Annotated in this window: 22 protein-coding genes; 13 read left to right on the top strand and 9 right to left on the bottom strand. The window is 42.7% G+C overall.

Translation table 11 applies throughout. From position 1 onward, the window contains the following. Positions 1–344: 344 nt before the first annotated feature. From aroQ to ytxJ, 3 genes are all read right to left on the bottom strand, one after another. Positions 345–758: a type II 3-dehydroquinate dehydratase gene (gene aroQ, locus LX64_RS11120; protein ID WP_111597736.1), complete on the bottom strand. Its 414-nt coding sequence runs from the start codon at positions 756–758 to the stop codon at positions 345–347. A gap of 21 nt (positions 759–779) precedes the next feature. After that, on the bottom strand, positions 780–1,346 hold the full coding sequence (locus LX64_RS11115) for a UbiX family flavin prenyltransferase (protein ID WP_111597735.1): 567 nt from the start codon (positions 1,344–1,346) through the stop codon (positions 780–782). Positions 1,347–1,457: 111 nt separating this feature from the next. After that, positions 1,458–1,790, bottom strand: a complete 333-nt coding sequence (gene ytxJ, locus LX64_RS11110) for a bacillithiol system redox-active protein YtxJ (protein WP_111597734.1) — start codon at positions 1,788–1,790, stop codon at positions 1,458–1,460. Positions 1,791–2,079: 289 nt separating this feature from the next. Between ytxJ and LX64_RS11105 the strand changes: the two genes are divergently transcribed. The 7 genes from LX64_RS11105 to LX64_RS11075 all read left to right on the top strand — a co-directional run bounded on the left by LX64_RS11105 (position 2,080) and on the right by LX64_RS11075 (position 11,295). Beyond that, entirely contained in the window at positions 2,080–3,432 is a 1,353-nt protein-coding gene (locus LX64_RS11105) for a UDP-N-acetylmuramate--L-alanine ligase (protein ID WP_111597733.1), read from the top strand. Between the two features lie 35 nt (positions 3,433–3,467). Continuing rightward, on the top strand, positions 3,468–4,238 hold the full coding sequence (locus LX64_RS11100; protein ID WP_111597732.1) for a 3'-5' exonuclease: 771 nt from the start codon (positions 3,468–3,470) through the stop codon (positions 4,236–4,238). A gap of 74 nt (positions 4,239–4,312) precedes the next feature. Further along, positions 4,313–5,053 (top strand): polyprenol monophosphomannose synthase, encoded by a 741-nt coding sequence (locus tag LX64_RS11095; RefSeq protein ID WP_111597731.1) that lies wholly within the window; start codon positions 4,313–4,315, stop codon positions 5,051–5,053. A gap of 138 nt (positions 5,054–5,191) precedes the next feature. Further along, a complete protein-coding gene (locus LX64_RS11090; RefSeq protein ID WP_111597730.1) occupies positions 5,192–6,088 on the top strand; it encodes a DMT family transporter in 897 nt (298 codons plus the stop codon). A gap of 385 nt (positions 6,089–6,473) precedes the next feature. Next, on the top strand, positions 6,474–7,430 hold the full coding sequence (locus tag LX64_RS11085) for a bifunctional helix-turn-helix transcriptional regulator/GNAT family N-acetyltransferase (protein WP_111597729.1): 957 nt from the start codon (positions 6,474–6,476) through the stop codon (positions 7,428–7,430). A 64-nt stretch (positions 7,431–7,494) separates the two neighbouring features. Continuing rightward, complete coding sequence (panB, locus tag LX64_RS11080; RefSeq protein WP_111597728.1) at positions 7,495–8,310, top strand: 3-methyl-2-oxobutanoate hydroxymethyltransferase; 816 nt, start codon at positions 7,495–7,497, stop codon at positions 8,308–8,310. A gap of 144 nt (positions 8,311–8,454) precedes the next feature. Next, positions 8,455–11,295 (top strand): alpha/beta hydrolase family protein, encoded by a 2,841-nt coding sequence (locus tag LX64_RS11075; protein WP_111597727.1) that lies wholly within the window; start codon positions 8,455–8,457, stop codon positions 11,293–11,295. A gap of 54 nt (positions 11,296–11,349) precedes the next feature. On the opposite strand, the gene LX64_RS11070 is transcribed toward LX64_RS11075, so the two are convergent. Both LX64_RS11070 and LX64_RS11065 read right to left on the bottom strand, forming a co-directional pair. Continuing rightward, positions 11,350–11,844: a VOC family protein gene (locus LX64_RS11070; protein ID WP_111597726.1), complete on the bottom strand. Its 495-nt coding sequence runs from the start codon at positions 11,842–11,844 to the stop codon at positions 11,350–11,352. A 50-nt stretch (positions 11,845–11,894) separates the two neighbouring features. After that, positions 11,895–12,842, bottom strand: coding sequence for a cyclase family protein (locus tag LX64_RS11065; RefSeq protein ID WP_111597725.1), 948 nt, complete (start codon positions 12,840–12,842; stop codon positions 11,895–11,897). 273 nt (positions 12,843–13,115) lie between these two features. On the opposite strand from LX64_RS11065, the gene LX64_RS11060 reads away from it, so the two are divergent. The 4 genes from LX64_RS11060 to LX64_RS11045 all read left to right on the top strand — a co-directional run bounded on the left by LX64_RS11060 (position 13,116) and on the right by LX64_RS11045 (position 15,758). Continuing rightward, entirely contained in the window at positions 13,116–13,985 is an 870-nt protein-coding gene (locus tag LX64_RS11060) for a DUF6597 domain-containing transcriptional factor (protein WP_111597724.1), read from the top strand. Between the two features lie 177 nt (positions 13,986–14,162). After that, complete coding sequence (locus tag LX64_RS11055) at positions 14,163–14,612, top strand: GNAT family N-acetyltransferase (protein ID WP_111597723.1); 450 nt, start codon at positions 14,163–14,165, stop codon at positions 14,610–14,612. A gap of 1 nt (position 14,613) precedes the next feature. Next, positions 14,614–15,099, top strand: coding sequence for a cupin domain-containing protein (locus LX64_RS11050; RefSeq protein WP_111597722.1), 486 nt, complete (start codon positions 14,614–14,616; stop codon positions 15,097–15,099). 44 nt (positions 15,100–15,143) lie between these two features. Beyond that, entirely contained in the window at positions 15,144–15,758 is a 615-nt protein-coding gene (locus LX64_RS11045; RefSeq protein ID WP_111597721.1) for a DUF4230 domain-containing protein, read from the top strand. On the opposite strand, the gene LX64_RS11040 is transcribed toward LX64_RS11045, so the two are convergent. Further along, positions 15,755–16,477 carry a hypothetical protein gene (locus tag LX64_RS11040; protein WP_111597720.1) on the bottom strand — a complete coding sequence of 241 codons (723 nt, stop codon included), beginning with the start codon at positions 16,475–16,477 and terminating at the stop codon, positions 15,755–15,757. The two genes, LX64_RS11045 and LX64_RS11040, sit on opposite strands and share 4 nt — an antisense overlap. A 246-nt stretch (positions 16,478–16,723) precedes the next feature. Between LX64_RS11040 and LX64_RS11035 the strand changes: the two genes are divergently transcribed. Further along, entirely contained in the window at positions 16,724–17,038 is a 315-nt protein-coding gene (locus LX64_RS11035; protein ID WP_111597719.1) for an RNA recognition motif domain-containing protein, read from the top strand. A 251-nt stretch (positions 17,039–17,289) separates the two neighbouring features. On the opposite strand, the gene LX64_RS11030 is transcribed toward LX64_RS11035, so the two are convergent. Further along, on the bottom strand, positions 17,290–18,618 hold the full coding sequence (locus LX64_RS11030; protein WP_111597718.1) for a dihydrolipoamide acetyltransferase family protein: 1,329 nt from the start codon (positions 18,616–18,618) through the stop codon (positions 17,290–17,292). Between the two features lie 126 nt (positions 18,619–18,744). Then, positions 18,745–19,998 (bottom strand): CinA family nicotinamide mononucleotide deamidase-related protein, encoded by a 1,254-nt coding sequence (locus tag LX64_RS11025; protein ID WP_245952626.1) that lies wholly within the window; start codon positions 19,996–19,998, stop codon positions 18,745–18,747. 73 nt (positions 19,999–20,071) lie between these two features. Between LX64_RS11025 and dacB the strand changes: the two genes are divergently transcribed. Then, positions 20,072–21,484, top strand: a complete 1,413-nt coding sequence (gene dacB, locus LX64_RS11020; RefSeq protein WP_111597716.1) for a D-alanyl-D-alanine carboxypeptidase/D-alanyl-D-alanine endopeptidase — start codon at positions 20,072–20,074, stop codon at positions 21,482–21,484. A 59-nt stretch (positions 21,485–21,543) separates the two neighbouring features. Here the strand turns inward: dacB and LX64_RS11015 are convergent, their stop codons facing one another. Next, the gene (locus LX64_RS11015) at positions 21,544–22,665 is read right to left on the bottom strand and encodes a DUF4932 domain-containing protein (protein ID WP_111597715.1); all 1,122 of its coding nucleotides are present in this window, start codon (positions 22,663–22,665) and stop codon (positions 21,544–21,546) included. Between the last annotated feature and the right edge of the window lie 61 nt (positions 22,666–22,726).

The following is a 22,726-nucleotide window of genomic DNA, read 5'->3' as shown; positions in this document are numbered from 1 at the left end:
AGGCTCACCCTATTTCCCCGGCAGTAACACAAACGGTAAAAGTACAGGTAAACTATAGGGGGTATATATCCAAACCATTGAAATAACATTAGAAGAACATTGGGAGAACATTAGAAGAACATTAAAGTATATTATAAACCCCATTGCCCCTCCTTTCAAAGATTTAATATTCAATTCATTAAAAAAATAAAACATACTGCGTGCGCACTTCCTTGCAACTTTCGTAGTAAACTCCGTAACAAGGAAGCCATGTTCGGTTTTTATGCGTAGCCATATGCCTACCGGCAAAAAAAATCCCGGTAAGCAAACACCTACCGGGAAGAATTATATGATCTAAACGAATTTTACATAAAATATCGCACCGCCAGCTCATACCCCTTCATGCCTAAACCACAAATGCTACCTACACATTTAGGCGCAATAAGTGAAGTATGGCGGAACTCTTCGCGGGCATATACGTTAGAAATGTGCACTTCGATTACCGGGGATGTAATGCCGGCGATAGCATCGCGGATGGCTACGGAGGTATGGGTATAACCACCGGCGTTGAGTAAAATGCCATCTACGCTAAAACCTACTTCGTGTAAATGATTGATAATTTCACCTTCTACATTGCTTTGGTAGTAGGTGAATTCCACTTGTGGAAACAACTGTTTCAATTGCTCGAAGTACGTTTCGAATGATTCGCTGCCGTAAATGCCAGGCTCGCGTTTACCTAAGAGGTTTAAGTTAGGACCGTTGATGATGGCTATTTTCATGAGAACAAGATAAAACAAAAATTAAGATTCACTGCCCCAGCGGTAAGTTTTTTGCTGCAAGCCGGCCAAGTCGATAATACGGTCGGTAACAGTGGCCGCTACCTCTTCCAAGGTTTGTGGCCTGCTGTAGAAGGAAGGCGTAGCGGGGCAAACAATTCCACCCGCTTCTGTAAGCGTTTGCATATTGCGTAAGTGAATAAGATTATATGGAGTTTCGCGCACGACGCAAATGAGTTTCCTTCTTTCCTTTAATACAACGTCTGCGGCACGCGTTACTAAATCGTTGCTAATACCTTGTGCAATGCGGCCTAGGGTGCCCATGCTGCACGGGCAAATAATCATGGTATTATATAAACCGGAGCCGGAGGCAAACGGTGCATGGAAATCTTGCTGTGCATACACGGGGAAAGGCAGTTGTTCGTAATCCTTATTTCCTAACTCGGTTTCCCATACAGTACGGGCATTCGTGGAAAGAACGATGGCTACTTGCTCGATTTGATCTTGCAATTGCACCAACTTTTCCAGTACTTGTTTTGCATAAATGGACCCACTGGCTCCCGTAACGGCTACTACTATTCTATGTTTCATGAACCTTCCAATTAAATTATTACAAAGCTACACCGAAAAGGATGAAAATAAGAAAGGGAAATGAACACAAGGCTCATTTCCCTTCAAATAAGTTTTTCCCTGTTTAATACACTACTGGTTAGCGAAGGCTTCCAGCTCTTCCATGCTAATGCCCATATGACTCTCAGCGTGTACACATTCGCCGTTCTTGATCAACAAGGCTTGCGGAGATTCATGTTCGATGGAGTATTTTGAAGCGATGTAATTGCTTACATTGCGGTAGCGAATTAAGTCGAGGTAATAAAATAAGATAGGTGCTGTTGTGACAGAACGCTCTAAACGCGATTTCACCATGCTGCTGATGCTGCAACGAGTGCTGTGCTTAAAAATGACAACCGGTTGTTCGAAAGACAAGGCCGTAATGTCGTTTACTTCTTCTTCAGTGGTGAGTTCAAGCCATTCCATTTTAACTAGATCAAAAATTTTTGTTAGAAATGAGTGCTCGGGCATCCCATTTGACGCTGCGATACGCAAGAACTGAACATCGCCATCGTTAACAAGATTCCGAGTGAAAGAATCAAAACGCGTTTGTTAATTTTCATAAAATTAGGCTTTAAAAATAAGAACGTTTTTTCATCACAAATATGATATTGCTTTGCTATTCATTTTTTGTGATGTTATTTTGCAAAGATAACTATTACATTAAAAAAAACAACACTATGTATTAAGCCGCGCTTTTTCGTAGTATAAATATATGGCAAAAGTACATTTTATAGCAATTGGCGGTAGCGTTATGCACCAATTAGCCATCGCTTTACACCATAAAGGTTACCAAGTAACCGGTAGCGATGACGAAATTTTTGAGCCCGCCCTATCCAATTTGAAAGCTGTAGGCATCCTTCCCGCCACGATTGGTTGGGACGAAGCCCGCATTACACCCGACCTTGATGCAGTTATCCTAGGCATGCATGCACGTGCCGACAACCCAGAATTGCTAAAAGCGCAAGCGCTTGGCCTTAAAATTTACTCGTTCCCAGGGTATATTTTCCAAGAAAGCCAAGATAAGAAACGTGTTGTGGTAGGTGGCAGTCATGGTAAAACCACTACTACCAGCATGATTATGCACGCCTTGCAGCAGCAACATTTGCCATTCGATTACCTCGTAGGGGCAAAATTGGAAGGGTTTGCACAATCGGTACAGGTAACGGATGCACCTTTGATTATTTGCGAGGGCGACGAGTACCCGGCTTCACCTGTTGAAAAACGGCCGAAGTTCCACTTCTTGCATCCCCACATTGCCATTTTAACGGGGATTGCTTGGGATCATATCAACGTGTTCCCTACTTTCGAAAACTACGAAGAACAATTCGCCATCTTTATCCGTTTAATAGCGCCAGGTGGTGTTTTGATATATAATGAAACAGATCCAGTATTGAAAGCGCTGGTGGAGAAGGAAGGACAGCATTTGAGATTAATCCCTTATGGAATTCCTACCCACATGATTCACGATGGTATTACGAATGTTACCTTTGGGGCGGCCTCCGGCGATTTACAAATCTTCGGCGACCACAACTTAATGAACTTGAATGCAGCGAGGTTGGTATGCGCGGAACTGGGTATCGGCGATGCGGATTTCCTACACGCTATGCAAACCTTTAAGGGGGCGGCTAAGCGCTTGGAGTTAATTGGCAAGAACGACACTTGCGCGATTTACCGGGATTTTGCCCATGCGCCATCCAAAGTAAAAGCTACGATAGCAGCTTTAAAGAACCAATATCCCAACAGGCGATTAATTGGCGTGTTGGAGTTGCATACGTATAGCAGCCTTAATAAAGACTTCCTCGGCGAGTACCATGGTGCCATGGACCCTGCCGATGTGGCCATTGTTTATTATAGCAAGCATGCTTTGGAAATAAAACGGTTACCGGAATTGTCGGCCGACTTAATCGTGGAAGGCTTTGCGAAACCGGGGTTGATTGTAATGAACGACCGCGCAACGTTGGAGAACTTCTTGGATGCACAACAATACGACAATACGAACTTATTAATGATGAGTTCTGGAACATACGACGGGATGGAGTTTTCATCCTTGAAAAAATATTTATAACTGGGCGTGACCGCGCGAAATTTACATCAAAGCATATGTGTGCATTACAATTGAAAAGGCCTTTAGCCTTTATTGACCTGGAAACAACGGGCACGAACGTGGCGTCTGATCGCATTATCGAGATTGCAATCGTGAAAGTGTTTCCTGATAAGAGTGTTCAAACGAAAGTAAAAAGAATCAATCCCGGCATGCCGATTCCCCCGGCTTCAACAGCTATCCATGGAATTAAAGATGAGGATGTAGCGAACGAGCCTACGTTTAAGCAATTGGCCAATGAATTACGCCAGTTCTTAGACAATTGCGATATCGCGGGTTACAACTCTAACCGTTTCGATATCCCGGTATTAGTAGAGGAATTCCTCCGCGTGGAGCTTGATTTCGAGGTAGCCAGCAGGCAATTCATTGATGTACAGAAGATTTTCCACTTAATGGAGAAACGTACATTAGGAGCCGCTTACAAATTCTACTGTGAAAAAGAATTGACCAATGCCCATAGTGCGGAAGCAGATGCTAGTGCTACTTACGAGATTTTGGAAGCACAATTAGGCCGTTACGAAGCATTGGGTAGCGACGTAGATGCGTTGGCTAAATTCACGAAAGAAGACGATTACGTTGACTTTGCCCGTAGGATTGTTATGCAGAATGGCGCTGAAATCTTCAACTTTGGTAAATATAAAGGTCGTGCCGTGCGCGACGTATTAAAAATTGAGCCACAGTATTACGATTGGATGATGAAAGCTGATTTCCCGTTAAATACTAAGCAAAAATTAACGGAAATATACCATAGCATGATGTTAAAAAAATAAAAATGTTATTGTAAAACATGCTGTTTTGCAGTCAAATATTAGTAATTTCGCCAACCTAAAAATGATCCAGGCGCTTGGAAAAACTCGTCATCATACCCACATATAACGAAAAGGACAATATCCGGAAGATCATCTCGGCAGTATTTAACCTGCAACAAGGTTTCCATGTACTGATCGTAGATGACGGCTCACCGGACGGAACAGGACAGATAGTAAAGGACATGCAAACCGATTATCCAGGACAGCTTTTCATCGAGGAGCGTTCGGGTAAGCTAGGTTTAGGAACGGCTTACATTCATGGGTTTAAATGGGCGTTGAGGAACGGTTACCAGTTCATATTTGAAATGGATGCCGATTTTTCACACAATCCCAACGATTTACCAAGACTGTACGATGCTTGTAAGAACGGTGGTGCCGGCGTTGCTGTTGGCTCTCGTTATGTAACAGGCGGGAAAACGGAGAACTGGCCTTGGGACCGTGCCGTATTATCGTACGGTGCCTCGGTGTACGTGCGTTGCATCACTTGGATGCCTGTGAAAGACGCTACCGCCGGCTTTGTATGCTACAAAAACGAAGTATTACAAGCCATCAACCTCGACGAAATTCAATTCGTTGGGTACGCTTTCCAGATCGAAATGAAGTTCACCGCATGGAAACTAGGTTTCAAAATTAAAGAAGTACCGATCACCTTTATCGACAGGAAAGAAGGCTACTCGAAAATGAGTAGTGGCATTGTGAAGGAAGGCATCCTTGGGGTGTTGAAGATCCAATGGCAAAGCTTGTTTAAGAATTATAAAGGCAGGGTTACCAAGTAAACATTGCGTGTTCCCAGCCTATCGAGGCAGGTGGAGCACTAACAAATAAACGCAAAAGGCGCATCCACGGTCGTGTTAACGAATACGAGGAGCGCCTTTTTGTATACCGTGGCGGTGGGAATTTGTCCGCATAGCATTATGAAAAAAGCATTTTTACAACTACACCTATCCGTTTTTCTAGCGGGTTTTACAGGTGTACTCGGGAAGCTGATCACCATGAGTGAAGGCTTATTGGTATGGTATCGCCTCCTGATTACAGTGATTATTTTGTACATCGTGTCGCGCTTTAGGGGCACTTTTAAACTGTTACCACTCAAAAATATTATACCTATTGGGTTAACGGGCTGCGTAGTGATGTTGCACTGGTTGTTTTTCTATGGTAGTATTAAATACTCGAATGTATCGATCGGCGTTGTGTGTTTCTCGCTGACGAGTTTATTTACCGCCATCTTCGACCCGCTGATTAACCGCCGGAAGTTCGATACCGTAGAGCTGTTGTTAAGTTTGCTAACCTTGTGCGGTATCTTACTCATCTTCCACTTCGATACACAATACCGTACGGGCATCATCTTGGGTATAATATCCTCGGCATTTGCGGCCTTATTTACCGTGTTTAACAAACGTTTAGTGGCGAAATACGAAACCCATACCATCACGTTTTACGAGTTGGCCAGTGGGTTCTTAGCATTGAGCTTGTTACTACCGGCATACTTGTACTTCTTCCCGCAACCCTCGTTCTTCCCCTCATTAACAGATACAGCGTACTTGGTTATACTTGCTTGGTTCTGTACAGTGTTGATGTACCAATTGAGCATGGAAGCCTTGAAGAAGATTTCGCCTTTTACGGTGAACCTTTGCTTCAACTTGGAACCTTTGTATAGTATTTTGCTGGCCTTTGTTTTATTTAATGAAGGGAAGTATTTGCATAATGGGTTTTATGTGGGCTTAGGGTTGATTGGCTTATCGGTAGTATTGCAAATGGTGCGGGTAGCCAGGCAGCAGAAGAAAGGTGTAACGGCTGGGTTACACGGGTAGTAGCGGTTTCTTATAAAGATTTTTAAAAGTCGTTTCTTTTTTGGGAACGGCTTTTTTTTGCGTGTAGCCCAGGGGGAGGGTTAATAAGGGATTTTTTGATAAGGGGGGCGGGGTTGTTGTTTTAGCAATGATCCTATTTGTTACTTTCTTTGCTTCTCCAAAGAAAGTAACCAAAGAAAGGAGGAAAAACGGCGAAAGACTGCGTCGCCGTTTTATCGGGATGTTGATTAGGCGGTGGTGCTACTGTGGTGAAGGGCGTTAGGTCTTTGGGGGGCGTGTTTTGTTGGGTGGCGGGGTGGTTTTTTTTTGTAATTATTTGCTTGATAACTTGTTGTATTGCTACATTCGGTACATTTGCATAACCAGTTATGTAATTAGTTATATCATGGAATTATTTGAGAAAACAGGAAAAATGGCTTTAGGAAGTCGTTTGAGATTATTTACGGCGCGCATTACGGATGATGCGGCGAAGATTTACGAGATGTACCATGTGGATTTTATGCCGAAGTGGTTCCCGGTGTTTTTTGTGTTGAATGAGGTTGAGGAGGGGAAGACGATAACGGAGATTGCGCAGGAGATTGGGCATTCGCAGCCATCGGTGAGTAAGTTGGTGAAGGAGATGATGAAAGCGGGGTTGGTGAAAGAGAACCAGAAGTCGGCAGATAAGCGGAGGAATGTGATTGTGTTGTCGAAGAAGGGTATGTCCATTGCGAATAGTTTGGCGGAGCAATTTAAGGATGTGGATGCGGCGATTGAAACGGTAATTAGGGAGGCGAGGCATAATTTATGGGAGGCTTTGGCAGAATGGGAATATTTGCTGGATCAGCAATCGTTGTTGGAGCGGGTGAAGGAGCAGCGTAAGTTAAGGGCTTCGAAGGATGTGCAGATTGTAGATTACGAGGAGAAGTATCATGCTGCGTTCAAGGCCTTGAACGAGGAATGGATTTCTACTTATTTCGAAATTGAAGAAACAGATTTGAAGGCTTTGGATAACCCACAATCATATATTTTAGATAAAGGTGGGAAAATATATGTAGCCTTGTATAAAAATGAACCGGTAGGTGTTTGTGCAATTATTAAGATGGACGACCCGGATTATGATTATGAATTGGCTAAAATGGCGGTTTCGCCTGCTATTCAAGGGAAAAGTATTGGATGGTTGTTAGGCCAGGCTGCTGTGAACGGGGCGAAGGCGTTGGGCGCTAGGAATGTGTATTTAGAAAGCAATACTTCGTTGAAGCCAGCTATAAACCTGTACCATAAATTGGGATTCAAGAAAGTGGTGAGCAGGGCTACACCTTATGCACGGGCGAATATACAAATGGAGTTAATTTTCGAATAATATAAAGTTGGGAAGCAATGCTTCCCAACTTTAACATGATTTATTATTAAACCCTTTCCACGTCATGTTACAAACTAAAGCAATTACCAAAGTTTCTACCCAAACATTGCTCGCCATGAAAGCACGTGGCGAAAAAATTGCCGTTTTAACCTGCTACGATTATTCAATGGCTAAAGCGCTCGACTATGCAGGCATTGATATTTTATTAGTAGGCGATTCGGCCGCCAATGTGATGGCAGGTTTTGAAACAACACTACCCATTACGCTCGACCATATGATTTATCATGCCCAGTGTGTAGCCAGGGCTGTTGAACGGGCGTTTGTGCTAGTTGATTTACCTTTTGGAACTTACCAAGGTGATCCCAAAACGGCGCTCTCATCGGCTATTAGGATTATGAAAGAAACGGGCGGTCATGGCGTGAAATTAGAAGGGGGTATAGAAGTGATAGACTCGGTAAAAGCGATTGTAAATGCCGGCATTCCTGTAATGGGTCATCTCGGGTTAACACCACAATCAATTAACCTATTCGGTACTTATGCCCTGCGAGCTAAAAGTGATGCAGAAGCACAAAAGTTACTATACGATGCCCAGTTGTTGCAAGACGCGGGATGCTTCTCTGTGCTACTCGAAAAAATCCCGGCCCAACTGGGGAAAGAGGTTTCGGAACAATTATCCATCCCCACTATCAGTATCGGGGCGGGCAAATACTGTGATGGGCAGGTATTGGTGATCCACGATATGCTAGGCCTCAATAAAGATTTCAAACCCAAATTCCTTCGGCAGTACGCCGACCTGTTTGGCACGATCGCCCATGCTGCGCAAAGTTATATTAGCGACGTGAAAACCAACGACTTCCCCAACGAGCAAGAACAATATTAAACACCTTGGGCAATTACTACAATTGCCTAAGGGTACTTTTCACCCTTCCTATCTAACCATTCTTCCTAAATCACTCCCCAACGCAGCAATTATTCCTTATTTTACTGCCCTAACCTGTTTATAGACACATTCTATCTAAATCGTATGAATAAATATCTACAGTGGGCAAGCGTACTTATGCTGGCCGTACCTTTTACTGCTTCGGCACAAAAGAAACCCCTTGATCATTCCGTGTACGACGCTTGGCAATCAACAGCAAACCGTCTTGTATCTAATAACGGTCAATGGGTTACTTACACCATTATGCCACAAGAAGGCGACAACCAATTGGTGGTAGTGAACACGAAGAGCAACCAACAAATTACCATCCAAAGAGGCGCAGGCGCCCAATTCACGGCAGACAATAAATATTTAGTCTGCAATATCAAACCTTTCTTCGCTGATGTACGCCAAGGCAAAATCAAGAAGAAAAAGGCAGATGAAATGCCCAAGGATTCTATGGCTATTTTACAACTCGAAAATTTCGAGTTAAGTAAAGTTCCAAATGTTAAATCCTTCAAGGTACCCAGCGAAGGTAACAGCGTATTCGCCTACCTCGTAGAGAAACCCAAGGATACTACTTCCGCTAAAAAGCCCTCCTCTACCAGCGCGAAAGCAAAAACCGATGGTATGGATGCCGACGATGATAAGCCCGGCGGCGGTAGCGGTGCAGATGTTGGCGACCTCGTGATTTTCAAATACGGCAAACAAATAACCCGCGATAGCATTAAGCACGTAAACAGTTATACGATTGCCAACCCAGGTAATAGAATTTTGGTGGAAATAACCACGTTTAAGAAAGATTCTTTATCGAAACCCGGCGTATTGTTATACACCGTTGCTACTAGCAAACGCGATACAGTAAGCCGCGGCAATGGCGACTTTAAACAATTTACTTTCGACGATAAAGGAGAGCAATTCGCTTACGTGGTTAGTCGTGATAGCAGCAAAGCTTTGCAGAAATTCTACCACTTGGCTTACTACCAAGCGGGCTTTGATACTGCCCGTACGGTAGTTACAAAAGCTACGAATGGTATGCCTGCGAAATGGGCTGTGTCTGAAAACGGCAACATCAGTTTCAGCAAAGATGGTAGCCGCGTGTTCTTTGGTACGGCCGCCGTTAAACCACCCAAAGACACTACTATCGTAGATTTTGAAGTGGCGAAATTGGATATCTGGCACTACAAAGATGATTACTTGCAAACCATGCAGTTGAAGAATGTAGACCAAGAATTGAAACGTTCTTACGCAGCCCTGTACTACCCTTCTACCCAAAAATTCATTCAATTGGCCGACACCAATATGGAAACCTTCGTGCCTTCATTAGAAGGGAATCCTAATTGGGGTGTTGGTTCTACCGATAAAGGCAACCGCATTCGCATTCAATGGGAAGGCAATTCCTTACGCAATATCTATTTAGTAAACACGCAAACAGGTGAACGCAAATTGGTGGTAGAAAAACATACCGGTTCTGCACAACTCAGTCCTGCTGCTAAATACATTATGTGGTACAACGAAGCTGCGAAGCAATATTATGCTTACGAAGTAGCTACCGGTACTACGCGCAATATTACGAGTCAAATCCCTACCCCGCTATACGACGTAGAAAACGATGTGCCTGATGAGCCAAATGCTTATGGTAATGCTGGTTGGTTCGCAAACGATCAATACGTTTACATCTATGATCGTTACGATATTTGGCAAGTAGATCCACTCGCCAAAGCTGCACCGGTAAACATTACAGGTGGTTTAGGCGCAAAAAATAAAATTGAATTCCGTAATACACGTTTAGATAGGGACGAGAAATTTTTCTCTCCAAAACAAACCTTGTATTTAGGTGCATTTAATACCGTTACTAAAGACGCAGGTGCTTATACCTTGGTATTAAAACCCGGTGCACAACCACAACAAATTGTAATGGGCGCTTACAGTTTTGGTGATTTAATGAAAGCTAAAAATGCCGACTTCTTCGTATTTACACGGAGTACTTATGTACAATCGCCGAACGTATACGCAGGTAAGAGCATTGCTACAGCTGTGCAATTGAGCGATATTAACCAACAACAGAAAGACTACAATTGGGGCACAGCCGAGTTATTTTCTTGGCAGACTTTCAATGGCAAAACCACGCAAGGTATTCTTTACAAACCGGAAGACTTCGACGCGAGTAAAAAGTACCCTGTTATTCTTTATTTCTACGAGAAATTAACCGACGGTTTACATGGCTACCAAGCACCGGCACCAACGCCTTCCCGCTTGAATATATCGTTCTTTGTAAGTCGTGGCTATATTGTAATGGCGCCAGATATTACCTACGAAAAAGGTCATCCTGGTCAAGGTGCATACGATTACATTGTAAGTGGTGCAGAAGCATTGGCGAAGCTGCCGTATGTAGATGGTAAAAACATGGGCATCCAAGGTCAAAGCTGGGGCGGTTACCAAGTGGCTTACCTTATTACCCGTACAAACTTATTTAAAGCAGCATGGGCAGGTGCACCGGTGGCAAATATGACCAGCGCTTACGGAGGTATCCGTTGGGAAAGTGGTATGACACGCCAGTTCCAATACGAGCATGGTCAAAGTCGTATCGGTGAAAACCTGTGGGACAACCAAGCTTTGTATATTGAAAACTCGCCGTTATTCTTCTTACCGAAAGTAACCACACCATTGGTAATTATGGCGAACGATGCAGATGGTGCTGTACCTTGGTACCAAGGTATCGAGTTATTTACAGGCTTACGTCGTTTAGGTAAACCGGTGTGGATGTTGAACTACAACAACGAAGCGCATAACTTAATTCAGCGCCAGAATAGAAAAGACATCCAAAGGAGAGAACAACAATTCTTCGATTATTACTTGAAAGGCGGTCCTAAAGTAGAATGGATTGAAACAGGCGTGCCGGCAACGGAAAAAGGAAAGAATTGGGGTTGGGATGAAGTGAAATAGGCTAACAACAATACTTTATATAAAAGGGAAGAGCGTACAAACTCTTCCCTTTTTTTATGCTTCGTTTTTTCTTTTAAAAGGACCTTGTGGTGCAATGATTTCTAAGTTTGTACCATCGGGATCTTGGAAATAGGCCACCGCTGTGCCGAAGCCTGCCTTCAAACCATCTTCTTCTTGAAATACAATTGGTTCCCCTTCTGGTTCCACGCCAATTGCTTTCAACCGTTGCAAAGCGGCTTCCATATCATCTACTTCGAAACAAAGGTGCATTGCACTAATTTGGTTATTCTTATAGGAAGCTCGATCGGGAGCAGGCTCTACGTATTCTAGGATATCGATATTGAGATTGTCGAGATGAAGGTTGGCATATTTAATCAAGGTTTTATCGAGGCCTTGCACTTTGGCCATCCTGGCGCCGCCTATTTCATCCACATTACTCACTTTTACACCTGTTAGCGCTTCGTAGAATTGAATAGCTTTATCGAGGTTCTTCACCGTAATACCTACGTGATTGGCACGAGAGAATCCATTTACTGTTTTCCTTTCCATGGTTATACATTTGAATGAATACTATCATAACAAGCATTGTGCGCTACTTGTTATAAAATTGCAACGGGGTTAATGTTAACTTGGGTGGAGCCTATGTATAGCGGTTGCCCTAACACGAATAAAAATTCCCACGCTTTTTCTTTCACTAATGCCCTTGTATCGATTAATTCCAAATTGTAAATACCTTTCTTAGCTAACATAAATTGATTGATGGGGAACTCTTCTTTACTGGATGGATTTGGATATACTTCAGACGCCCAGGTATCGCCACCAAAAGCTACGATGCCTTGATCTGCCAACCATTTAGCGGCTTCCATACCAATACCGGGCTCTACTTCTAGGAACTGTTCGTTGTCTTTGCCGATCAATTCTAGCCAGCCGGTGTTGAACAATACTACGTCGCCTTTACGGATCGTGAGCTGTTGTTTTTTCAGCACGGCTTGGATATCGGCTACGGTAAATTCCGTTCCGCCGGGAACAATGGGCTTATTGTAGTAAGCCGTCATATCTAGCACAATACCACGTGTTACAATAGGTGGCACTTTTTCGATACCCAGTTTCTTCACGCCTTCAACTGTTACAAAGTCTACAGCTTTATTTCCATTGTAGTATACGTTATCGATGCCAATATGACCAATGCCGTTTAGCTGTGTACCAACGCCGGTCCATGCGGTTACTAATTCATCATTTAAGCTAAATTTATTGGGGCCCAATGTTTTGCCGCCCTGCTCGCCGGGTTGAATATTGTATAGGTGAAAACTACGGTGTCTATATGCGGGTAAATGTTTATCAACGGGCACAGCCAGCGGGAAGGTTTTTCCTTTTTTCACCAATTTAATAGCTTGTAACACGGTTTCATTATTTAATAAGTTCGCAGCGCCTATTTCATCTTTCTCACCGTATGCCGAAGGATACCATTTATCTTGTTCTGCTTGTGCATATGTTGCCTGGTGTATGCCGAATAATAAGGTAGCGGCTAATAATATGTGTGCTTTCATGTTCTAATGATTTACATCTTCGAAGGCAAAATTAGGCCAGTAAATACCATCAGAGAAATAATGTAAATAGTAGCTTACCATCATTAATATAATAACACATCAACAGCTCATATATTACATTTATATTGAAAATGAATGCTTTAATTTCCTTCAAACCCAAGCCAGCAAAAATTTTCGTCATATTTAATATTTAACGTATATTTGATTCAGCAATGAACTTGCTGTTAGCACTATATCTATCCGATTGCTTCACCTAAAAGCAAACAAAAACCTATGAAACACCAGTCGTACTCTGCCGATGCATCCTTGCATCCTTATGTTTTGCATTACAGTTTCGTGGAAATGAATGAATATGACGAGTTCTCGCACGATCATAAATTATTCGCATTGGGGCAACAGTTCCTCGTGTTTGTATTATCGGGCACATTGGCTTGTCAACCGCAACATCATGCGCCATTCGAATTACCGAAAGCGTCGGTGGTAGGCCCATTTAGTTCGCGCCATACTACGCATGCAACGGGGAAAGTACGGGCGGTGATTGTGCATTTGAATACCTATGGAAGTTACCGTTTGTTGGGTTTAAGCATGGATACCGTGGTGAATTATTACCGGGATTTACAAGTGATTGAGCCAATTACATGGCAGCAAACTTGGCAAAGGTTGGCTTTCTGTACAACAGATGAAAAAGCAGTGCATATCTTGAACGATACCTTAAAACATACCATGAGTTTACATTTGAAGTCTTTGAAAAAGGTAGACGAAATGGTGGAATATATTGGCGCATTGAAAGGAAACATAGATGTAATAACCATGGCGAAGCATTTCAAAACCTCGCGCCATACGATTGAACGACAGTTTTTGGAAGTAACGGGCTTAACCCCACATATGTACAGCCGTATTTTCCGTTTTAACAATACGATGCTACAATTCCATCAACTGCATACACCGGCTTGGCGAAATGTTTTACAAGTATGCGGTTATCCGAATGCTGCTTTATTTGTAAAGGATTTCTACTATTTCGGTGCTAACCACGCGAAAACACCGGCGAAGAAATCGCTTCCATCTACGCAAATTTCCAGTCGCAAAATCCATAAACTCGCGCAAGCTATGTACCCGCCTGTTTCACAGGTGGTATTTGGTTGACAACATTTTTAGCTCACCGCGAAAGAACGAGGCCGTCTCTACAATTACGAGGTAGCCTCGTTTTGTTTTTATGTCAATTTAATGACCCATTCTCCCCTGCTAGGAAAGCATACCGGTTTTCAATTTTACCCCGATTTATTATCTTCACGGCTTCATTCATTATATTAACTTTTCCTGATGGGCCTATATCATGTGACCCGTGGTAAATACACGGTATCCGACGATCGTACTAAATTAGATTTAGACATTATTCATGCTTTTCTCAGCAACACGTATTGGGCTAAAAACATTCCCCATGAAATAATTGAAAAGAGCATCATTAACTCCATGTGTTTCGGTGTATATGAAGGGGAGCAACAAGTTGGATTTGCCCGTGTTGTTACCGATCGTGCTACCTTTGCATATTTAGCGGATGTATTTATATTGGAATCGCACCGTGGCTTAGGATTATCGAAATTTTTAATGGAGGTGATCATGGAGCACCGTGACTTGCAGGGGCTTCGTCGTTGGATGTTAGCCACCCGGGATGCACATGGTTTGTACGAGCAATTTGGGTTTATGAAAGTGGAAGATCCTACCCCGTTGATGGTTATTCATAACTCGAATATTTACCAACCCAAGGAATAACATGAAAAATGCACAATATTGGCGAACAGCCTTAGCACTATTGCCCCATCCAGAAGGCGGTGCCTACCGGGAAACCTACCGTGCTACCACCTTGGTTGACACCCCGAATGGGCCAAGGAGCGCTAGCACGGCGATTTACTTTTTATTGGAATACGGTAATTTTTCTGCTTTTCACCGGATACAATCCGACGAGGCTTGGCATTTTTATGATGGCGATGCATTAAGTATTTATGAGATTACACGGGATGGGGTGCTGGTTGAGCACAAATTGGGGAAGGATATTGAAAACGGGGAAAGCTTGCAAATTGTGATTTCGGCCGGTAATTGGTTCGCTTCCAGGGTGAATAACGCCGGCGGCTATACGTTGGTTGGATGTACGGTTGCCCCGGGATTTGATTTTGTGGATTTTGAAATGGCTGAACGAGCTGCATTACAGCTGGAATATCCAGCCCATGCGGGCATCATTGAAGAACTGACGCGAGTGTAATGGTGTGAAAAAAAATCTTATATTGAGGATTAGGATGCTTTATTATGAAAAAAATTATTAGCTGGATTGTGGTGATCGGCGTATTGTTATTAGTGTTTTGGTTAGGACAAAGAGTGGGTAGCCGCACCGTCAATCAACAAATTTTATCTAATAGCCTCATTGTACGAGAAATAGCAGAACTAGCCACTTTAGAAGTACAAGGGAATGCCAGCATTAAAAGAAGTAATGTTGAAAATGATGGCTCGTGGACGGATAACTTGAAGAAAGTATTCGCCGAAAATACCGTGTGGGTAAATGTACCATACACGGCTAAATATGGCGTTACCATGGATGAGAAAGATTTCAAACTCACACCAAAAGAAGGTGCCGTTCTTATAGAGTTACCAGCGCCACGTTTGTTGAGTTACGAATTACGCTTAAACCAGATGGAAACAGGCAATAGCAAAGGCTGGCTCATGTTTTCGGATGATGAAACATATACCTCCGTACAGAAGAGCTTGTACGAAAGTTCACGTCAACAATTACAAGACAACAACCTCTATATCGATCAATCGAAAGAAAAAATCCGTAAGATTATTACGCAGTACTATGCACCTCTAAATTTGAAAGTAGAAGTAAAGTTTGCAGGTGAAAGAGGTAACATTATCACGCTTCCTTAAGCGGCATGCTGGGTAATGTATTTTACCAAGGAGCGTTTAGCAATCGGTAATAATGTTTCCGTGATCGGTAATGCCAAGTCGGTTTCAATTTTATATACAGCGGGGTTGGGCAATGCATCTCTATGTTTTTTGATCAACTCCGACTTAATACTTTCATACGTATTCCCCACGCTTAATTTATAAGCATCCATAAAGTCGGTATGAATACCCCGGTATTTCTCATCGTGCCGCTCGAAAATAGTGATGCGGTATTGGTAAACCAGTGTTTGTTTTTGTCCACTATCTCTTAATAATAAATATCCCTCGTTCATTTGTAAAGGCACAATGCCTACAGGCGCCACCTCCAATTTACCTTCTACAAACTCGTAAATCTTAGTTCCATCGGTGATGGTTTGTTTCATTTCATTTAAACCGTATTCTATAATAGCCGCCAGTTCTTCCATCAGTTCATCGTCGGCGGCAATTTGTTCGTAGATCAATTGTAATTGTTCTAGGTTGAAGCCGGTGAGTTGTTTGGGAAAATGTTGTTCCAAGAGGTGTTTATTCTCCTTAAAGGCAACGAGGTTATTATAATGAAATATAATATCGCCAAGGGGAGGATATAATTTCGACTGGTTGAATTGGCGGTTGATCTCTTGCAGGTATGCAAGGAGGGTATATTTTTTCAATTCAAAATCGATATAGCCGTCTGCAAACCAAGTTTCGCTAAGATGTTTCATAAGCAAATCGAATTAATGGGCCTTCTATAATTTACGAAAAAAAATAATACAAAGCTGTTAATCAGTCATTTTGGATATTTTTTCTATAGTGGGAGAATAAGCGAAAAGTCTTGCTAATGGGGTGTTTTAACATTTTTGTGTCATCAATTTGGTATTTACTATGAAAATATTTATTGCCATTTGTTTTTTTAGTTCAATTTTTCTTATCTTCAAGAATATTATTTCATTTTTTTAATTTCATTTATCATGAACATCTACGTAGCCAACCTGCACTACAGGTTGAACGATGGAGACCTTCACCAGATCTTCAGCGAATTTGGACAAGTTACCTCCGCAAAAGTTATCAAAGATCACGAAACTGGCCGCTCACGTGGTTTTGGTTTCGTTGAGATGCCCAACCAAGAGGAGGGTGAGAAAGCGATGGAGAGTCTGAATGGCCAACAAGTTGAAGGTAAACAATTGATGGTGAACGAAGCACGACCTAAAGCACCGAATAATAATTCAAGAGGTGGTGGCGGTAACCGCGGCGGATTTGGTGGTCCACGCGATCGTCGTTACTAATCAATATTTTTTATTTATTCGATCGAAGAAAAGGCACCTATTACTAGGTGCCTTTTTATTTTGTACTATCTTCCTCTTCTCCTCTTCATTGTACCTGCCCTGCCCTTCTATTCTTACCAACAGCATTTCCAACAATAGGTCAATCGTTTCATAAGTTGACGCTCTACAGCCCATTCCTTATAAAATTATTCCAATAAAAAAGCGGCCTCTACAAGTAGAGGCCGCTCGATTTATTATTGCTAATACGTTGATTAGTAAGGGCGTTGTGGATCGAAGTTTTCCAATTCCGCTACAACTGCGCTTAGGAAGCTAGCACCGATAGAACCATCTACGATTCTATGATCATAGCTCATAGATAAGTACATCATGTGCCTGATCGCGATAGCGTCGCCTTGTGGTGTTTCGATAACAACCGGGCGTTTTTTGATAGCGCCTACAGCAAGGATTGCTACTTGCGGTTGGTTGATAATTGGTGTGCCACCTAAGCTACCGAAAGTACCCACATTGGTAATGGTAAATGTGCCGCTTTGGGTATCTTCTGGTTTCAATTTATTGTTACGGGCAGCGTTAGCCAAGCCGTTCACTTTTTTAGCTAAACCTACCAAGTTCAACATATCCGCGCTTTTAATTACAGGCACGATTAGGTTACCACTAGGTAAAGCTGTAGCCATACCGATATTAATATCTTTCTTGATAATTACTTTATCGCCATCGATAGAGCAGTTCACCAATGGGTATTTCTTGATACAACGAACAATTGCTTCGATGAACAACGGCATGAACGTGATTTTTTCACCTTCGCGTTTTTCGAAACCACCTTTCACTTTATCGCGCCAAGTTACCATGTTTGTAACGTCTGCTTCTGCGAAGCTGGTTACGTGCGGGCTAACTTGTTTGCTTTTCACCATGTGATCAGCAATTAACTTACGCATGCGATCCATTTCCATGATTTCTACATTGCCACCGTAGTTCGTATGGCTAGTAGGAGCAGTAGTTGCAGCAGGTGTAACCTGTTGTGCAGGTGCGGCAGCTGGCGTTGGCGTAGCAACCGGTGCTTGTACAGGTGCTACATTACCTGCTTTTTTATCGGCGATGTATTGAAGAATGTCTTTTTTCGTAACACGACCTTCATTGCCAGAGCCAGGAATGTTTTCCAATTCTGCGAAGCTGATACCTTCTTGTTGCGCGATCGTTAGCACGAGCGGTGAATAGAAGCGAGGTTCGCCAGCAGATGGTTGTGCAGCGGGCTGTGGCGCCGATGCTGTTTGGAATTGGGCCTCTTGTGGTGCGGCAGCGGTTGGTGCTGTAGCCGGTGAAGCACTTACTGTAGCATCAGCACCTGCCGTTTTAATACGGGCGATTACTGTTCCTACAGGTACTACATCATTTTCGTTGAATAAAATTTCGGTTATTTCCCCCTCCGCTATAGAAGGCACTTCGCTATCTACTTTATCGGTAGCGATTTCCAACACGGTATCGTCCACTTTTACATGGTCGCCCGGTTTTTTGTGCCAGCGCAAAATGGTTGCTTCCATAATGCTCTCCCCCATCTTGGGCATCATCAATTCGACTATAGCCATAATACGTGTTTTAGTGTGTTTTTTAGCTCGGTCACAAAAATAAGGGAAATGTTATTGAATTCGTGCGTGGCTAAACGTTTGTTTATAATTGTTATAAAACCTCGTCCGGCTTTAGATTTCATGCAATTAAATCTTGCCTTCGATGAATTTTTTCAATTGATTCATGGCAGCATTGATGGTTAAGGCAATATTCCTTTTTCGATCGTAACGCATATGGTGTTTCACTGCCACGATACGATTTTTATCGCCTGAAGCGATCCAAACAGTACCTACCGGTTTATCTTCAGAACCGCCATTAGGCCCCATGATACCCGAAACCGCCATGATATAATCTGTATTCAACACCTTCAATGCACCTGCCACCATTTCTCGCACCGTTTCTTCACTTACGGCGCCAAATTGTGCCAAGGTTTCTTCTTTCACTCCTAATACGTTCTGTTTAATTTCATTGGCGTAACTAACAATTCCCCCTTTGAAATAAGTAGAACTGCCGCTTAACGAAGTAATGGCAGCCGCAATGCCACCGCCCGTGCAACTTTCAGCTGTGCCAACCGTAGTACCACGCGCTAACATCAATTTGGCTATCACTTCCGACATTGGAATGTCTTCTTCTGCCACTGTAATATCTTCTAGTAATGCTTTTAGCTGCTCGAATTGAAGGTCTAAATCCCGTTTCGCCTCTTCCCTATTCTTTCCATTTGCCGTCAAACGCAGCTTTAACAACCCAAAACTCGGTAAGTACGCTAATTTTATCGTACCCGGTAAGCCGGCTTCAAAATCCACTAATCTTTCCGCTACGAACGACTCGCCCATTCCAGCAGTTAGTAATGTTTGGTGCAATAAACCCGGCGGGTTAAAGCGTTCTACCAATTTCGGGATCACGCTATCTTCCATCATGCCCTTCATTTCAAAAGGCACACCCGGCATCGACACAAACACTTTTCCATCTTTATCAAACCACATACCTGGTGCTGTGCCTCGCATATTATCAATCACCGTACACACATCTGGTACCATGGCCTGCGCCATGTTACGGTCGAGCGTAGGTAAACCACGCGATGCAAATAATGCGGTAATTCTTTCTTTCGTGGGTTGATGTTCTACCAGGCGCCCACCAAAATATTTGCAGAGTGTAGGTTTCGTGATATCGTCGGCAGTGGGGCCGAGGCCGCCTGTAATTAATATGATGTTGGTGGTTTGACTTTCCTCGTTCAATGCTTGTACAATGGCTTCTACACTATCCCCTACGGCTACTCGTCGTTGTACCCAAATTCCTACCGCGTTTAAGTGTTGTGCCATCCAGGCTGAATTCGTATCAATCGTTTGTCCTATTAACAATTCATCGCCGATGGTGATGATTGTTGCTGTAACTTTTTCCACGCGAAAAATAATTTAGAGGTTCAATACAAATTTACAGGAGAAAAAATTGCCATCGCCTTATTAATTTCGTAGCATGAAAAAATTCTTATCCATTGCATTCGGTTGTTGTTTACTACAGCCCGCTATGGCCCAAGTAACAGAAGGTAAGCTGCAAAAAGCGCTGTCTGTTCTTATCAACGACGAACAATTTAAATACGCTTCATATTCTTTCTACGTGATGGACGGCAACACAGGAAAGAAAATCTTTTCTGTGAATGAAAACCAAGGACTGGCACCGGCCTCTACCTTGAAAGTAGTAACTGCTACCACGGCATTCAAACGATTATCGCCTACTTATCAATACAAAACACGTTTACAATATGTGGGTACCATTAATCCGCAAGGCGTATTAACCGGCGATTTAATCATCAAAGGTGGTGGCGACCCCACTTTAGGCAGCCCACGTTGGCAAAATACCATGGAAGATGCCGTGTTAAAAGAATGGGTGAACACTGTAAAAAAAGCCGGTATCAAGAAAATTTCAGGGCGCATTATTGCCGATGAAAGTATATACGATACCCAATCGGCCCCCGATGGATGGATCATTCAAGACATGGGTAATTATTATGGTGCAGGCCCCAGCGGTTTAACTTGGCGCGAAAACCAGTTTGATATTCTTCTACAACCTACGCAGCCGGGTAACAAAGTAATCTTCTACCAAATGCGCCCTTGGATGCCACAATTAACCATTGTGAACGAACTTATTACCGGCCCTGCAGGTACAGGTGATAACGCGTACGTATATTCGGGTCCTTTCAGTAATACCATGTACCTGCGTGGTAGTGTTGGTGCCGATGAGAAAAACTTCGCGATTGGCGCTGCCACTACCGACCCTGCACTTGATTGTGCATTCCGGCTACGTTTGGCATTAAAGGCCGATAGTATTGATGTGTCTAACGAGTTTACGACCACGCGCTTACTAATTAAAGACCAACATCCTTTGCCAGAAGATGCCACTACGTTGAGTATCACCCAATCGCCTACGATGGAAAAGATTGTTTACTGGTTTTTGCGGAAGAGCGTGAATTTATATGGCGAGCACTTCGTAAAAACCTTTGCCGTAGAAGATAAGCTCCCTGTTTCTACTGCCGTTGGCGTACAACAAATGCGTAGGTTTTGGCAATCGCTTGGGATTGATAGCAATGCATTAAATATATATGATGGTAGTGGATTGTCGCCTGCGAACCGGGTAACTACTGCCAGCTTAGCACGCATTATGTACTTGGCACAGAAAGAAACTTGGTATAAATACTTTTATGAAGCCTTGCCTACTATCAACAATATTAAAATGAAAGATGGGTATATCAACGGGGTGCGTGCTTATACGGGCTATACCACGCCGAAGGATGGGCCGCCGTTGGTGTTTGCTTTAATCGTGAACAACTTTTCAGGAACACCAAGTAGTGCAAGGGTTAAAATGTGGCGATTACTAGATGAATTGAAATAAAAGAAAAATCCCGTCTCTCCAATAGAGACGGGATTTTTTTATGTTGATAAGTTGACTATCTATTTAGCAAAAAGTTGTAGGAAAGCTGGGTACCACTCATCGATTGTTTTACCCGGGTTAGCAGCACGTGCTTTTAACAAGTTATCGGTAAACACCTGCATACCAATGAAACCACGATCTTTCATTACACTTATTATACCATTCTTTGCCTCTTCGAATGTGGCGGCATCGTAATGGTCTTGTACATACAACACAAATACGCCGTAAGTCATGTACTCGTCGAACACTTTAACCGGTGTTGGATATGCGAAAGTACCTTCCGTTTTTTCATCTACCCAAGCAGCACGTTCTTTGAACAATTCGTTGATAGTAGCTTTATTGGCTTGCGTGGGAGGTGTAACATAATTGTGATCAATTTCTGTAAACATCACGCGGGTATTGAATATCTCCAGTTGCATTTTGCTCATTGTAGGGAAGCTATCCAAAGGAGGTAAAACCATGTAAATCACTTTGTAATCGTCTTGTTTGAATGTGCTGGTGTAGTTGAGGCTATTCGTTAGAGGAGAACAGAAAATGATGTACTGGTTGATACGATTTTGGAAATTTTGCTCTAACCATTTCCATTGCTTACCGAGGTTTGCGTTTTGCGCGTACTTACGTTGTATGCTGGTATAGTAAGGTTTTTGTTGCTTGTAGAATTTGCGGAATTGGGATTTCTTGGCAAATGCTTCAATCTCCTTTTTATAGGTAGTAATGGGATTTTCGGTAATCGTTATTTTATTAAGACTCTTTGCAGGGAAAAGGAATGTTTCGCTCGGTACTAATTTGTCGCCTTTGAAATTATACGAGAAACCATTACCGGTTAAAAAAATGAAATTAAAGGGTGAAACATTCATCAATGAGTCGAATGTATGGATAATAGGTTCATTTTCGAAGGGTTTGAAATACGCGCGTACATCTTTGTAGTATTGGCCTTGTTGCTGAATCATGTCGTCGTTATCCTGGCCATTCTTCGTGATGGCCGTCATAATTTGGATCAACTCTTTAACCTCGTTTATTTCTACTTGGTACTTGCCGTTGTTTTGTTGACGATATTTTTTAGAAAAGTTCACTTTTTCATCTTGAGCGAACGCGTTGAATGCCGATACAATCAACAGTAAGCATAAAATACTCTTCTTCATAAGTCTAAAATAGGTGTAGATTTTTTGTAGTAGGAAGCGTCACTGTACACTTCTTTCTCTA

Origin of the sequence: Chitinophaga skermanii (assembly GCF_003259335.1) — a bacterium.
GTDB lineage: Bacteria > Bacteroidota > Bacteroidia > Chitinophagales > Chitinophagaceae > Chitinophaga > Chitinophaga skermanii.
Note: the sequence above shows the minus strand (reverse complement) of the source record. Positions and strands in the feature narration are given on the sequence as shown.